The following is a 13,682-nucleotide window of genomic DNA, read 5'->3' on the forward strand; positions in this document are numbered from 1 at the left end:
AGCGTGTTGCAGCTCAAGCGCATCGACAACATGGACATCCTCAGCCGCGACGTGCCGCGGCTTGCGGACTTCTACCACGGGGTCCTCGGACTTCCGTTCCACCTGCCGTACGAGCCGGAGGAGGGCTGGGCCGCCATCGACCTGGGCAACGTCACCCTTTACCTCTTCACGTCCGAGGCCGGCGAGCACGCCCCCCGCCGCACCGAGGTCAACGCCGAGAACGCGCCCGGCCTCGACTCCTTCGCCTTCGAGGTCGACGATCTCGACGCGGCCGTCGCCGAACTGGACGGCAAGGTCGAATGGGTCACCGACCAGCAGATCGTCTGGAAGCACCCGAGCGGCGTCTGGTACCGCTACCGGCCGTTCTACGACCCCGACGGCAACATGCTGTACGTCACCGAGCCGCACCCCGAGGCCGCCTCATGAGCGCCCCCGCCGTGCACGGGGAAGTCCGCGCCCCCGGCTCCGTACACGATCTGACCGGGCGGACCGCACTGATCACCGGTGCGGCACGGGGCATGGGCCGCGCCCACGCGCTGACCCTCGCCGGCCGCGGGGCCACGGTCGCGCTCGCCGACCTGGACCCGGCGGAGCTGGCGGAGACCGCCGCCGCTGTCGAGCAGGCGGGCGGCCGGGCATACACCTTCACCACCGACATCACCTCCCGCGAAGGCGCCGACGCCCTGATCGAGTCCGCTGCCGCGGCGCTCGGAGGGCTGGACATCCTGGTCCACAACGCGGGCCTGATGTTCTCCATGACCGGGCTCGCCGACACCGACGACGCCGACTTCGACCGGCTCCTCGCTGTCAACGTACGCGCTCCGCTGTACCTGACCCGGGCCGCCCTGCCGTACCTGCGCCGCAGCGCCGCCGCCCGCGTGGTGTTCGTGTCCTCCCAGTGGGGCCAGGTCCCCGACGGGCACTCCTACGGCTACATGGTTTCCAAGGCCGGGCAGTTGGGCCTGATGAAGACCCTCGCGAAGGAGTTCGCGGCCGAGCGGATCACCGTCAACGCGGTCACCCCGGGCGCGGTCGCCACCCGGATGGTGCCGCCGGAGAACTACGCGGACGAGGTCGCCGCTGTCCCCGTCGGCCGACTCGCCCAGCCGTACGAGATCGCCGAGACGGTCGCCTTCCTGGCCGCCGACACCGGTGCGTTCGTCACCGGCCAGACCATCCCCGTCAACGGCGGCGCTCTGCTCGTCGGCATCTGAGCCGCCCCCAACCCCATCTGTCCGGGCCGTAGTTCGTTCGGCTCCCTCGCGAATCAGGACGATCCCTCATGTCCACTCCCCTCACCACCGCCCCGCTGACCAAACGGGAGCAGGCCGAGCGCGCCATGCGCCACTCCTGGTTCCCGGTGGCCCGCTCCGTCGACCTGACCACCCCGGAACCCGCTGTACTGCTCGGCGAGCAGCTCGTGGTCTTCCGTGACGCCGGCGGGACAGCCCGGGTCACCGCCCGCCGATGTCCGCACCGGGGCGCCGATCTGTCGCTCGGCAAGGTCACCGGCGGGTCGATCGGCTGCCCGTACCACGGCTGGCGGTTCGACGGCGCCGAGGGCGGCTGCACGTATGTGCCCTCGCTGCCCGACCAGTCGAAGATCCCGCCGAAGGCGGCGATCCGCAGCTACCCGGCCGTCGAGCGGTTCGGGCATGTGTGGACGGCGCTGGAGGAGCCGGTCGTGGAGCTGTACGACCCCGAGGAGTGGCACGGCCACGACCTGGTCTGGCTGGCCGCCGACCCGCTGAACTCGCCGACCGGTGTCGCGGCCGCGATCGAGAACTTCCGCGACGTCGCCCACTTCCCGTTCGTCCACCAGGTGTCGATGGGACCGACCCCGGAGGTCGTCGAACCGCTCCAGGTGCGGCGCGACGGCATCGACGTCCACATGGAGCGCCCGCTGGACGCCGGTGACGGCGACTGGGCGAACCAGGGCGACTGCATGATGGCGTACCACTGCACGGCCCCAGGCTTCGCCGGCATCAGCTACCACTACGAGCAGGCCGGGCTCCGGGTCGTCGCCGGCTTTCCGTCCCCGGTGTCGTACGAGCAGGTCAAGATCTTCTGGGGAGTCGCCAACGACCGCGACTTCAAGGGCGACTCCCTGGAGGAGTGCCTGCGGGTCGAGGAAATGGTCTACCTGGAGGACATGCCCGTCGTCGAGAACCTCTCGCCGCGCGAGGTGCCCTGGGACGCGGAGGTGCCGGAGTTTTCCGTCCCCGCCGATCTGTTCACCCTCAACTACCGCCGCGCGTTCTCCGAGTTGATGAACCGCACGGCGCGGCATGTCGAGGCGGCGGGCGGCGTGGCCCCATGAGCCGCGTGTGTGACGTGGCGGCCCCGGCCGGTACCCGGCTGCTGGAGGTGAGGGAAGCGGTGGCCGCCGCCGACGGGGTGCTGTCCCTGACGCTCGCCGACCCCTCTGGCGCCCCGCTCCCGCACTGGACACCCGGCGCTCATGTGGATCTCCACGTGGAGCCGGGGATCGTCCGGCAGTACTCGCTCTGCTCGGACCCGGACGACACCGGCCACTACCGGATCGCCGTGCTGCGCGTGCCGGACGGGCGCGGCGGTTCGGCGGCCGTGCACGAGCGGATCCGGGCGGGGGCCACGGTCGCGGTCTCGGAGCCCCGTAACCACTTCGAACTGGTCGACGCCCCCGAATACCTCCTGGTGGCGGGCGGCATCGGGATTACCCCGCTGCTGGCCATGGCCCGCCGCCTGACCGCCCTCGGCAAGCCTTGGCGCATGCTGTACGGCGGCCGGTCCCGCGCCACGATGGCGTTCCTGGACGAGCTCCCGCCGGACCGGGTCACCGTCGTCCCGCAGGACGAGGCGGGCCGGCCCGACCTGGCCGGATACCTGGCCACGGCGCCGGACGCGACGGTGTACGCGTGCGGCCCCGGCGGCCTGCTCGACGCCGTGCGCGCACTGCACCATGGCCCGGTCCACACCGAACGTTTCACCGCCCCGGATCCGGCCGGATCCCCGGACGGCGACCACGCCTTCGAGGTGCGGCTGGCCCGCACGGGTCTCGATCTGCACGTGCCTGCCGGCACCAGCGTCCTGGACGCGATCCGGGCCGCGGGCGGCGAGGTGCCATCCTCCTGCGAGGCGGGCATCTGCGGCACGTGCGAGACCGCGGTGATCGACGGGGTTCCCGACCACCGCGACGCACTGCTCACGCCGGAGGAACAGGAAGCCGGCACCACGATGCTGATCTGCGTATCCCGCTGCCGCGGAGCACGGCTCGTCCTCGACCTCTGAGCCGGACGGACACGCCTCCCCGCACCTGCCGGACGGTTCCGGTGCGTTCACCGGAACCGTCGGCCCCCTTTCTTCTCCCCGCACTCCGTGCGCTCTCCCAAGGGGTCACCCATGTCCCACCTCGCCACGTCGTCCGAGGACACCGCAGGCACCGGGCAGGAGCAGCCCGCCCTCGCCAAACGCATGCGCTGGTACGACGGTTTCGCCATGTCACTGACGATGCCCGCCGCCCTCGTTGCCTCGCTCGGCGCGTCGATCGGGGGTCTCGGCGCCTGGGGCGCCATCGTCCTGTGGGCGGTCTCCATGGTGCTGGCCACGGCCACCAACTGGATCTACACCGAGCTCGCCGCGATGTTCCCCGAATCGTCCGGAGGCATCGCCCATTACGCCACCGAGGGCTGGAAGTCGCGTGCCCCGGTCGTCGGCCCGCTGGCCAGCGTCGGCTACTGGTTCCCGTGGACGACATCGCTCGCCATCTACGCAGGCATCATCGGCTCGTTCGTACAGGCCCAGTGGTTCCCCGACCAGACCTGGACCGTTGAACTCGGACCCGCGCAGCTCAGCTTCCCCATCGTCGTCGGCCTGGCCGTCATCGTGCTGCTGTTCTGCGCCGCCATGATCGGGCTGCATGTCGCGATGTGGGTGATCTACCTGACCGGCGGCATGCTGATGGTGCCGCTCGCGGTCTTCCTCGTGGTGCCGTTCTTCAGCGGTGAATGGTCCACGGCCGGACTCCACTGGGACCTGCACGGGCTGAGCGGTGTCCGCGAGGCGCTCGTCTGGCTGTACGTCATGGCATGGACCTCGTTCGGCGTGGAGGTCTGCGCGACCTTCGCTCCCGAGTACAAGGACACCGTCCGCGACACCTCCCGGGCCCTGCGCGCCGGAGTGCTGTTCTCCCTCGGCGTGTTCGTCCTGCTGCCGCTCGCGCTCTCCGGATACCTGGGGGAGCAGACGATCGGTGAGGAGCCGACGACGTTCTACGTCGGCGCGTTCCGTCAACTGGTCGGCGGGGCAGGCGGTCTGATGACCGTCTTCCTCATCGCCTCGCTGCTGCTCATCATGATCACGGGGTTGGCCGACGGCTCACGGGTGCTGTTCAACATGGGCAGGGAAGGCACCACGATCCGGCAGATGGGCGTCCTCGACCGGCGCGGTGTCCCGGCCCGCGCCCTGGTGGTCGCCCTCGTCATCAATGTGCTGGTGCTGGTGGTCCTGAAGACCCCGCTGGCCATCCTGGTCACCGGGAACCTCGGCTACATCCTCACGCACATCCTGGCCATCTCCGGGTTCGCGCTGCTGCGCAGGGACCGGCCGGACCTGCCCCGGCCGATCCGGTTGCACCGGCTCTTCGTCCCCTTGGCCTGGCTGCTGGCCGCGTCGATGTCGGTCGTGCTGGTCGTCGGCGCGACCGGCTTCTCGGTCACCGGGTACGGCGGCTACAAAGAGCTCGGCATCGCCCTTGCGGTGCTGACGACCGGGGTGCTGCTCTGGCTGTACCGGACCAAGGTTCAGGACCGGAACCGACGGCCGCAGCGGCGTGATGATCAGGCCGTGCGTCAGTAACCCGGTGCGTTCACCCGCTCCTTGGCGACGTCCAGTTCCTTGCGTACGTACGCGGCCAGGGAGCGGGTCGTCGTGGGCCCGGAACGCCTGGCACGGCACCTCGCCGCGTTGTCGTCAGTCGCCCGAGTACGTCCAGTACGAGGTCGATCCTCCGCCGTGCGACGCACCGCAGCGGACGCCCCGGGCTGATCCACGAAGATCGACAGGACAGGATCTAGGAGGGCATGTCCAGAAACACCGGATTGGTGAGCGCTGCCAGTGCCCCCGGCAGCCCCGGCACCGTGGCCGGGTGGCGGACCTCGGCGCGGACGTAGGCGGCGTACACCGGGGTCGTACGCCACTCCACCGTGCCCGAGCCCGACTCCGGCAGGGTGGAGGTGAACAGCGTGCCCTGGTCCGTGACGAAGTGGGCGGTGCAGCCGGGCACCCCGGTGACCTCCAGCCGTACGGTGACCGGACCGTCCGCGCCGGCCCGCAGCCGCTCACCGATCCCCGCGTGCCCGCCGCGCCCGTCCGATACGCCGAAGGAGAGGGTGACCGCGGACGACTCGGCGATGTACGAGTGCCCGGCCCGGATGCCCGCGAGGATCGCGTCGCGCGAGAGCTCCTCGGCGAGGACGACGGTCTGCGGCAGCCCCACCGTGTCCGGCTCGCCGTGTGCGTCGCTGTTGCCCATCGCCGGGATCCACGGCTTCGACACGCGGACAGCCGAGACGAGGGAGTTGTCCCACTCGGCGAGCGCGATCTCGTCCTCCGAGGTGTACGGCCCGTTCCACACCTCCACCGCGTCCGCCTCGCCGAAGCCGAACTTCCAGTGGCAGCCGATGCAGGTGGCGTGCGGATGGGCGGGGACGACCAGGCCGCCCGCCCGGCGGACGGCCTTCGCGTAGTGCCCGAAGCGGTTGTCGCGGGCCCGGTAGCGCCAGTCGACGAAGGTGCCGGGGTCGGTGGAGAGCGCGATCACATGGCCGTTGCGCGTGGTGATCTCCTCGCCCGTCAGGATGAGCAGATCGTCGCCCCACAGCCCCTGCCAGGCGCTGTGTGCGGTGTGGGTGTTGTGCTCGCTGCTGTTGATGAAGTCGAGCCCGGCGGCGCGCGCGGCGGCGGCGATCTCGGCCGGGGTGCGCGTGCCGTCCGAGTGGACGGAGTGCAGATGGCAGTCCCCGCGGTACCAGGCGCGGCCGCGTCCTCCGGCGCGCTCGGGCGGGTACACGGGCGTCGGAGTGGTGCCGGCCTCGCCGAAACGGAGGGTGATCGTCACCTCGTACGGGAGACCCTCGGGTGCGACGGTGTACGGGCCCAGCGCGATGTGCCAGGTCCCGGCCCGTACCGGACCCGCGACATAGCCGGGTGTCGCGTCGTCCGCCCGGATGAAGAAGCAGTCACGCGCCCCGCCGGACCAGCCCCGGAACCCGCGCCCGCCCGGTTCCGTGCCGCGCTCGTCGAAGATCCCGATATCGAGGGCGTTGCCCTGGGTGCCGGCCGGGACGGGTGTCTTCACGTACGTGTACGCGACGGCGATCTCCCGTACGCCGCGGGGCACGTCGACCGGCAGATAGACGAAGTCGGGCGACCCGGCCGGCAGGGTGCCGCGCACGGTCTTCGTCAGGTCGGCCCGGTCCGTGCCGCCGTCCTTGCCGGGCGCGGCGTTCGCGAAGCTCACAGTGGACAACGTTAGGGGCTCCCCCTGATCGGCACGGCATAGGTTGGGGCCAGACGACGACGGAGGTGTTCTCGAATGCGGATCGCCACAACGATCTTCCTCACCGACGAGACGATCACGCCGGTACGGCTCGCCCGCGAGCTCGAACAGCGGGGATTCGCCGGCCTCTATCTGCCGGAGCACACGCACATCCCGGTGAGCAGGGACACCCCGTATCCGGCGGGTGGCGATCTCCCGCCCGAGTACGGCCGCACGCTCGATCCGTTCGTCGCCCTCGGCCAGGCGGCTGCGGTGACGGAGCGGCTGACGCTCGGCACCGGCATCACCCTGATCGCCCAGCACGACCCGATCGACCTGGCGAAGCGGATCGCCACGCTCGACCACCTCTCCGGCGGCAGGTTCACGCTCGGACTCGGCTTCGGCTGGAATGTCGAGGAGGCCGCGGACCACGGAGTGACCTGGCGGACCCGGCGGGAGCTGGGCCGCGACCGGATGGCGCTGATGCGCGCCCTGTGGGCGGACGAACCCACGGGGTACGAGGGCGAGTTCGGGTCCGTCCGGGCCAGCCACGCGTACCCGAAGCCGGTCCAGGAGGCGCGCGGCCCCGTGACCGGCCCGCGCACCCTGATCGGCGGCGCGGCCGGGCCGAAGCTGTTCGCCCACATCGCGGAGTACGCGGACGGCTGGCTCCCGATCGGTGGCCGGGGGCTGACGGAATCGGTGCCCGTTCTGCGCGAGGCCTGGGAGTCGGCGGGCCGGGACCCGAAGCAGCTCCACGTGGTGCCGTACGCGGTGCTGCCGAGCGCGGGGAAGCTGGCGCACTACGCGGACCTGGGCATCGAGGAGGTCGTCCTGCAGCTTCCCCCGGCGGGGGAGGCGGAGGTCCTGCGCAGCCTCGACGATTACGCGCAGTATCTGTGACCGAGGCAGGGCCGGGACGGTACCGCGGGCGGGGACCGCTCGGGTGATGTCCGCCGTGCACCTCCGGGAGGACGGGCGCGCCATGCCTCCCGTGGGTCGGTGATCGGGAATGATCGACAACCCGGCCGGGTGGGCCCGCGCCCCCTTCCGCGGGCCCGCCCCCGGTGCAACCCTTCGCCCGTCATGCGCATCTGGCCGGCCCGAGTGACACTCAGATGTCGGACAGGAGCGCCGGCAGCTCGCGCATGTCGTCGAAGACCACCGTGTCCGGGCCCTCCAGCCAGTGTGCCGGGGTGAGTCCGCCCGCGAAGCCCAGCGACCGCATCCCGGCCGAACGGGCGGCCTGGACGCCGTACTTGCTGTCCTCGACGACGACGCAGGCGGACGGCTCGACCCCCATCCGCCGGGCCGCGTGGAGGAAGAGATCGGGGGCGGGCTTGCCGCGTGCGACCTCACTGGCGCTGAAGATCCGGCCCTCGAAGTGGGAGTGGAGCCCGGTGTGGCCGAGGGTGTGACGCATCTTCTCGTGGCTGCCGCTCGACGCCACGCAGCTGGGGAGCGTGAGGGCGGCCAGCGCTTCGTGGATGCCGTCGACCGCGACGAGTTCGGTGTCCACCGCGTCGCGGTGCAGCTGCTCGAACCGCTCCTGCCAGGCCGGGGCCCGGCCCGGCAGGCGGGCGTCGATCAGTTCGCCGATGGACGCGTTCGACCGGCCCACGAACTTCTCGATGACCTCGTCCTCCGTCAGCGCCCACCCCAGCTCGGCGCCCACCTGGACCTGGACGCGCACGGCGATTTTTTCGCTGTCGACGAGCACGCCGTCGCAGTCGAATATGACGAGTTCAAGGGGAGGCGCAGCCATCGTGGTCATCCGGCCAGGATAGGGACGGTCCGACGGTCGGCGAAGGCGCGAGGGGGGCAGGGTGGGGGAGGGCAGAAGCGAGAGGGACAGGATCGAGGAGAACAGGAGGTGAGGCCGGGTGGGTCACGACCATCCCCTCTTGGTGGCATTTCGGGCCGCTGCCGGTCAGCATGGGGCCCATGCCCCTCGATCAAGGAGAGCCCATGTCCATCGCGGTACTCGGAGCGACCGGAGGCCAGGGCGGCGCGGTGGCCGCCGCCCTGCTGGAGGCAGGGCACGGCGTGCGCGCCGTGGTACGCGACCCCGGCAGCGGACGGGCCAAGGCGCTGGCGGCGGCCGGAGCGGAGGTCGTTCCCGGGGATCTGTTCGACGCCGCCTCGCTCGCCGAGGCGTTCCGGGGCACGACGGCCGCGTTCGCCGTCACCACCCCGTTCCAGGACGGTCTGGACGCGGAGGTGGCCCAGGGTGCGGCGATCGTACGGGCCGCCGCGGACGTCGCACTGCCGCATCTGGTGCTGGCCTCCGTCGCCAGTGCGGACCGTGGTACCGGCGTCCCGCACTTCGAGACCAAGGCCAGGACCGAGGAACTGCTCGCCGACTCCGGACTTCCGGCGACAGTGGTGGCACCGACCTACTTCTACGACAACGCGCTGGGCGCGCTGGACGAGGTCGCCGCCGGCCTCCTCACCATGCCGCTCCCCGGTGACACCCCTCTCCAGCAGGTGGCACGGCAGGATCTGGGCCGGGTCGTGGCCGCGGTCGTGGCGGATCCGGACCGCTGGACCGGGCAGCGGATCGAGGTCGCGGGCGACGATCCCACACCGGTCCGGATGGCCGAGGAGATCGGACGGGCCGCCGGCGGCCCGGTCGCGTTCCGGCAGACGCCACTGGAGGACCTGCGCACCAGCAGCCCCGACATGTTCGCCATGTACAGATTCCTGGCGAACACCGGATACCAGGTGGACCTGGAAGCGCTGCGGGCGCAGTTCCCCACCGTCCCCTGGACCTCGTACGCCGCATGGACGGACGCCCAGGAATGGCCGACGCCTCGCGCGTGACCCCGCATCCCGCTGCTGCGGTCGCATGAACGCGGGACTGCCCGCCGAGGTGATCCGTTCGGTGCTGCCGTACACCGGGTGCCGGGTAGGTCGATCGTTTGTGTCGCCGGGGCGTTCGTGCTGCTCAACGGCGGCCCGGAAAGAGAGTTCAAGAAAGTTGTCGTCGGATGTCGAGGACCGGCTTCCGGCTCCGACTGAGGGGTGACAGTGTGCCGACGGGGCGCGCGGGACCGAGGGGACACCAGAGATGAAGTACGTAGCGATGATCTACGGCAACCAGGCCAAGTGGGACTCCTTCCCGGCCGAGGCGTGGCCGGAGGCCATCGTCAAGCAGGAGGCGTTCAACAAGAAGTACCGTGAGAGCGGGGAACTTGTGGGCGCCTACGGCCTGGCGGACGCGGCCAACGCCCAGCTGGTGCGCCGCAAGGACGGGGCCCCGGCGGTCACCGATGGCCCGTACCTGGAGACCAAGGAGTACATCGCCAGCTTCTACCTGCTCGACTGCGAAAGCCAGGAGCGCGCGCAGCAGATCGCGGCGGACATGCCCTTCGCCGACGTGGAGCCCGTCGAACTGTGGCCCGTCATGCACGAGTCCGCAGCGGACGTGTGAGCATGGACCGAAGCGCTGAGGATCTGCTGCGCGAGCTGGCGCCGCAGGTCCTCAGCGCGCTCGTCCGCCGGTACGGCGTCTTCGACACGTGTGAGGACGCCGTCCAGGAGGCGCTGCTCGCCGCCGCCCTCCAGTGGCCGGCCGAGGGAGTACCGGACAACCCCAGGGGCTGGCTGGTCACCGTCGCCTCTCGCAAGCTGGTGGACCACGTGCGCGGCGAACAGGCACGCAGGAACCGCGAGGACCGCATCGCCCTGGCCACCCCGGAGTCGGAGATGCTCAGCGCCGCCGCCGACGCCACGCCCCAGGCGGACCGAGACGACTCCCTCGCGCTGCTGTTCCTCTGCTGCCACCCAGGGCTGTCCCAGCCCAGCCGGATCGCGCTGACGCTACGCGCGGTCGGCGGCCTGACCACCGCGCAGATCGCGGCCGCATTCATGGTCCCCGAGGCGACCATGGCCCAGCGCATCAGCAGGGCCAAGCAGACCATCAAGACCTCCGGCACACCGCTGCGCATGCCGCAGGCGGCAGAGCGCGCCGAGCGGCTGGGCGAGGTGCTGCACGTGCTGTACCTGATCTTCAACGAGGGGTACACCACCACAGACGGCATCGACCTGACCGCGCCGACACTGTCGGCCGAGGCGATCCGGCTCACCCGGTTGCTGCACCGTCTGCTGCCCGACGACGGCGAAACCGCAGGGCTACTGGCACTGATGCTGCTCACCGACGCCCGCCGCCCGGCACGCACCACACCCGACGGTGACTTGGTGCCACTGGCGGAGCAGAACCGCAGCATGTGGGACCGCCGACTCATCGCCGAGGGAACCGACTTGATCAGCCGCACCCTGCCCCGCGGCCAGGTCGGCGCCTACCATGTGCAGGCGGCCATCGCCGCCGTACATGACGAGGCCGAGGACGTCGATGCCACGGACTGGCCGCAAATCCTGGTGCTGTACGGGCTCCTGGAACAGATCGCGCCGAACCCGATGGTCACCCTCAACCGGGCAGTCGCCGTCGCCATGGTGGACGGACCCGCCGCCGGGCTGGACCTCCTCGCCGCACTGCAGTCCGACAAAAGGATGGCCGGCCACCACCGCCTGCTCGCCACCCGGGCGCACCTCCTGGAACTGCTCGGCGAGCACGACGCGGCGGCGGACGCCTACCGCGACGCCGCCCGACGTACCACCAGCACACCGGAACGGCGCCACCTCACCAACCGCGCAGCACAACTCGTCACCCTCTTCGGCGCACCCGTGGCACCCTTGCGGGCTACCTGGCGCAGCCCTGAACCGCCGCACGGGCGCGCCGATCGCTAGGGCCTGTTCTGAGTTCCCCGCCTGCGCCCCGACGCCCGGCACGCACACTCGCCGCACGGCCCCGCAGGACAGGTGGCTCCGCCACATGACCTGCGACACCGCATGCCGATCGCACGCACCGACCGCCGCTGCGCCCGCGCTTCGCGCGAACGACGGGGAACTCAGAACAGGCCCTAGGCGCGTGATGCAGGCGATGCTGGGGGACCAGGGCCCCTCCCGGCGAGTTTGGCGGCCGGCGGTCGGCGGCCGGTGGGCTAGGACACACGTCTGACAACGGGGATGCATGCGGTTCGCTGACGCCCATGGACATTCCGAACTCGTCGTGGGCGTACGGAAGATGTGCGACCGGGCACCCCTGCTCGCGATGCGCGTTGACGGGTGCTCAGACGTGTTGACCACTGACGCGGTTGCTCTTATCGTTCTTCGATAGCATCGATATTCGATAAGAGGGGGCGGTTGCTGATGTCTGCTGAGGTACAGAGCTCCACGTCACAGGAAAACCGTGCCGAGGCCAGGCTGCTGGAGCCGGTCGCCACCGTGGTCCGAGGCGTCTACCGTCTGTTTCTCGTGGGCCTCGTTGTCGGCGCCGTGGGACCCCTGGCCGGCACGCAGCTGCGCCTGATATGGGGCGGTTCGTACGTGTGTGCCGAGTCCCGCTCGGACTTCAGCACGGACGGGTTCACCGGCAGGTTCCGGCCCCATGAGGGGGTCGAGGTCATGGCCCGCCCGTCGTACTGCACCGATCACGTCGACAGTGCCCAGCGGCTTTTCGATTTCCTTGGCGGCTTCCCCTCGTTGCTGCTGGTCCTGGGCATCCTTTTCCTGCTCAACCGCTTGATACAAGATGCGTCCCGCGAGGGAGTCTTCACCGCGCGGACCGTGAAGCACCTGCGGGTCGCAGGCTGGTGGCTGCTGATCGGCTGCCTGGTCGCAGAGGTGGTGGAAGCCGGCGCGCACGCGGCGCTCCTGGCGACCCTGACCCAGGACTACACCTTCAATGCAGACAGCTGGCTGGGAACCTTGCAGGCACCCTACGCACTCGTCTTCACAGCTCTGGGCATCCTCACGTTCGCCCGCGTCATGCGCGCCGGGGTGGCCATGCGGGAGGATCTGGAAGGGACGGTGTGATGACGACGGACGACAACGACAGCCATGCGATCGAGGTCCATCTCGACCGCATGCTCAGCGAGCGAGGCATGACCCTCGCGGAGCTCGCCTCCCGGGTCGGCGTGACCAACGTGAACCTGTCCATCCTGAAGAACGGCCGGGCCCGCGCGATCCGCTTCACCACGCTGACCCGCATCTGCGAGGTCCTCGACTGCCAGCCGGGCGACCTGCTCACGTACCGGAGCGCCGAGGGCGAGCGCGGGCGCCCACCGACAGCCCTCTGAGGAGGGCCGAGCCGACGCCGTGGGGGAATTCGGTCCTCTGGCCGACGGGTGGGTGGGGATCGTCGGGCCGGCAGTCCCGGCAGCGGCCAGGGGTGGGTGAGCGGAAGGCGCGTTCGCAGCCGTCGCAGGTCTGGAAGCGCGTCACCTCCCGGCGTACCGGGGCGAGGGGGAGCGGCGGTGGGAGGAACGCGACGAGTCGGTGTCTGAGGAGATTCGCGGGATGCTTGAGGGGCACGGGCAGGTTGGCAGTCAGAGCGCGCCTGATGGTCTCGGGGGTGGCTTCGCGTTCGAGCCAGGCGGCGATGGCCGGGCTGAGACGGTCGACGTCGCGCTCGGAGAGGACCAGCTGCGGGGTGTCCCGGCGCAGGTCGGCGAGGAGATCAGCCGCGGTGCGGAGCAGCTCGGCGCCGGCGGCGTGGGGTGCGGGGAGCGGCGCGGGCGGCGCTGCGGGCCGGTGGGGAGCCAGGGGTGCGGGCGGCTGCGATACAGGTGCGGGCGACGCGACCGGTGTGAGCGCCGCACACGGCTCGGGTGCGGGAACACGGCGTCCGGGGCGCGGCCTCGGTCGGGGCTGCGGCTGGGGTGCCGGGGGTGCGTGCGGAGTGGCGCCCGGCTGGTTGTACGAGCAGGTGCGGGTGACGACGCGGCCGTCGGGGAGGCGTTCCCGGGTGCGCCGGAGGTAGCCGTGAGCTTCCAGCTCGCGCAACGCGGCGGCGATACGGGCTTCGCTCTCCGGGAAACGCTCGGCGAGGGTCTTGATGCCGATCTTCGCTCCGGCAGGCAGCGACTGGATGTGGGTGGCGAGCCCGATCGCGAGGAGCGAGAGCTCCCGGTGCTGGGCGAGATGGTTGCCGACGACCGTGAAGCGGCTGGTGTGCCGGGAGTTGATGTGCACGACACCGGATGACGGCGCGGCGCTCCCGGGTACGCGGGACGGGGCGTGCGAGGGCACGCTAATCTGCTGGGTATCCATCGGGAAGGGTTCGCTTCCTCGGTGGTCAGGCCCTCGATCGGGATTGCAGTCC

The 13,682-nt window shown here is 70.8% G+C and carries 14 protein-coding genes; 11 read left to right on the forward strand and 3 right to left on the reverse strand.

Translation table 11 applies throughout. The features are described from left to right. Positions 1–3 precede the first annotated feature (3 nt). The 5 genes from ACIBB8_RS29035 to ACIBB8_RS29055 all read left to right on the forward strand — a co-directional run bounded on the left by ACIBB8_RS29035 (position 4) and on the right by ACIBB8_RS29055 (position 4,836). Positions 4–426 (forward strand): VOC family protein, encoded by a 423-nt coding sequence (locus ACIBB8_RS29035; RefSeq protein ID WP_398957059.1) that lies wholly within the window; start codon positions 4–6, stop codon positions 424–426. Further along, a complete protein-coding gene (locus tag ACIBB8_RS29040) occupies positions 423–1,214 on the forward strand; it encodes an SDR family NAD(P)-dependent oxidoreductase (protein ID WP_398957061.1) in 792 nt (263 codons plus the stop codon). The genes ACIBB8_RS29035 and ACIBB8_RS29040 overlap by 4 nt, the downstream gene beginning before the upstream one ends. 68 nt (positions 1,215–1,282) lie before the next feature. Further along, positions 1,283–2,320, forward strand: a complete 1,038-nt coding sequence (locus tag ACIBB8_RS29045; RefSeq protein WP_398957063.1) for a Rieske 2Fe-2S domain-containing protein — start codon at positions 1,283–1,285, stop codon at positions 2,318–2,320. Next, complete coding sequence (locus tag ACIBB8_RS29050) at positions 2,317–3,270, forward strand: PDR/VanB family oxidoreductase (protein WP_398957065.1); 954 nt, start codon at positions 2,317–2,319, stop codon at positions 3,268–3,270. Before ACIBB8_RS29045 ends, ACIBB8_RS29050 begins: the two co-directional genes overlap by 4 nt. Before the next feature lie 111 nt (positions 3,271–3,381). Next, entirely contained in the window at positions 3,382–4,836 is a 1,455-nt protein-coding gene (locus ACIBB8_RS29055; RefSeq protein WP_398957067.1) for an APC family permease, read from the forward strand. A gap of 214 nt (positions 4,837–5,050) precedes the next feature. Here ACIBB8_RS29055 and ACIBB8_RS29060 read toward each other — a convergent pair whose 3' ends face one another. Further along, complete coding sequence (locus ACIBB8_RS29060; protein ID WP_398957069.1) at positions 5,051–6,508, reverse strand: CehA/McbA family metallohydrolase; 1,458 nt, start codon at positions 6,506–6,508, stop codon at positions 5,051–5,053. Between the two features lie 66 nt (positions 6,509–6,574). Between ACIBB8_RS29060 and ACIBB8_RS29065 the strand changes: the two genes are divergently transcribed. Beyond that, positions 6,575–7,420: an LLM class F420-dependent oxidoreductase gene (locus ACIBB8_RS29065; protein ID WP_398957071.1), complete on the forward strand. Its 846-nt coding sequence runs from the start codon at positions 6,575–6,577 to the stop codon at positions 7,418–7,420. 211 nt (positions 7,421–7,631) lie between these two features. Here ACIBB8_RS29065 and ACIBB8_RS29070 read toward each other — a convergent pair whose 3' ends face one another. Then, positions 7,632–8,282: an HAD family hydrolase gene (locus ACIBB8_RS29070; protein ID WP_398957129.1), complete on the reverse strand. Its 651-nt coding sequence runs from the start codon at positions 8,280–8,282 to the stop codon at positions 7,632–7,634. A gap of 203 nt (positions 8,283–8,485) precedes the next feature. Between ACIBB8_RS29070 and ACIBB8_RS29075 the strand changes: the two genes are divergently transcribed. From ACIBB8_RS29075 to ACIBB8_RS29095, 5 genes are all read left to right on the forward strand, one after another. Continuing rightward, entirely contained in the window at positions 8,486–9,340 is an 855-nt protein-coding gene (locus tag ACIBB8_RS29075) for an NmrA family NAD(P)-binding protein (protein ID WP_398957073.1), read from the forward strand. A 247-nt stretch (positions 9,341–9,587) separates the two neighbouring features. Then, on the forward strand, positions 9,588–9,950 hold the full coding sequence (locus ACIBB8_RS29080) for a YciI family protein (protein ID WP_398957075.1): 363 nt from the start codon (positions 9,588–9,590) through the stop codon (positions 9,948–9,950). Between the two features lie 2 nt (positions 9,951–9,952). Continuing rightward, complete coding sequence (locus tag ACIBB8_RS29085; RefSeq protein WP_398957077.1) at positions 9,953–11,266, forward strand: RNA polymerase sigma factor; 1,314 nt, start codon at positions 9,953–9,955, stop codon at positions 11,264–11,266. A gap of 462 nt (positions 11,267–11,728) precedes the next feature. Continuing rightward, positions 11,729–12,394, forward strand: a complete 666-nt coding sequence (locus ACIBB8_RS29090) for a DUF2975 domain-containing protein (protein WP_398957079.1) — start codon at positions 11,729–11,731, stop codon at positions 12,392–12,394. Beyond that, complete coding sequence (locus ACIBB8_RS29095) at positions 12,394–12,657, forward strand: helix-turn-helix domain-containing protein (protein ID WP_398957081.1); 264 nt, start codon at positions 12,394–12,396, stop codon at positions 12,655–12,657. Before ACIBB8_RS29090 ends, ACIBB8_RS29095 begins: the two co-directional genes overlap by 1 nt. On the opposite strand, the gene ACIBB8_RS29100 is transcribed toward ACIBB8_RS29095, so the two are convergent. After that, a complete protein-coding gene (locus ACIBB8_RS29100) occupies positions 12,605–13,630 on the reverse strand; it encodes a helix-turn-helix domain-containing protein (protein ID WP_398957083.1) in 1,026 nt (341 codons plus the stop codon). The genes ACIBB8_RS29095 and ACIBB8_RS29100 overlap by 53 nt on opposite strands. Between the last annotated feature and the right edge of the window lie 52 nt (positions 13,631–13,682).

The sequence above is a fragment of the Streptomyces sp. NPDC051286 genome (genome assembly GCF_044455345.1).
In the GTDB taxonomy this organism is placed as follows: Bacteria; Actinomycetota; Actinomycetes; order Streptomycetales; family Streptomycetaceae; genus Streptomyces.

Coding starts and splice junctions, on each gene's coding strand:
- ACIBB8_RS29040 (WP_398957061.1), top strand. CDS start 423: ATGAGCGCCCCCGCCGTGCACGGGGAAGTCCGCGCCCCCGGCTCCGTA.
- ACIBB8_RS29045 (WP_398957063.1), top strand. CDS start 1,283: ATGTCCACTCCCCTCACCACCGCCCCGCTGACCAAACGGGAGCAGGCC.
- ACIBB8_RS29050 (WP_398957065.1), top strand. CDS start 2,317: ATGAGCCGCGTGTGTGACGTGGCGGCCCCGGCCGGTACCCGGCTGCTG.
- ACIBB8_RS29055 (WP_398957067.1), top strand. CDS start 3,382: ATGTCCCACCTCGCCACGTCGTCCGAGGACACCGCAGGCACCGGGCAG.
- ACIBB8_RS29065 (WP_398957071.1), top strand. CDS start 6,575: ATGCGGATCGCCACAACGATCTTCCTCACCGACGAGACGATCACGCCG.
- ACIBB8_RS29070 (WP_398957129.1), bottom strand. CDS start 8,282: ATGGCTGCGCCTCCCCTTGAACTCGTCATATTCGACTGCGACGGCGTG.
- ACIBB8_RS29075 (WP_398957073.1), top strand. CDS start 8,486: ATGTCCATCGCGGTACTCGGAGCGACCGGAGGCCAGGGCGGCGCGGTG.
- ACIBB8_RS29080 (WP_398957075.1), top strand. CDS start 9,588: ATGAAGTACGTAGCGATGATCTACGGCAACCAGGCCAAGTGGGACTCC.
- ACIBB8_RS29085 (WP_398957077.1), top strand. CDS start 9,953: ATGGACCGAAGCGCTGAGGATCTGCTGCGCGAGCTGGCGCCGCAGGTC.
- ACIBB8_RS29090 (WP_398957079.1), top strand. CDS start 11,729: ATGTCTGCTGAGGTACAGAGCTCCACGTCACAGGAAAACCGTGCCGAG.
- ACIBB8_RS29095 (WP_398957081.1), top strand. CDS start 12,394: ATGACGACGGACGACAACGACAGCCATGCGATCGAGGTCCATCTCGAC.
- ACIBB8_RS29100 (WP_398957083.1), bottom strand. CDS start 13,630: ATGGATACCCAGCAGATTAGCGTGCCCTCGCACGCCCCGTCCCGCGTA.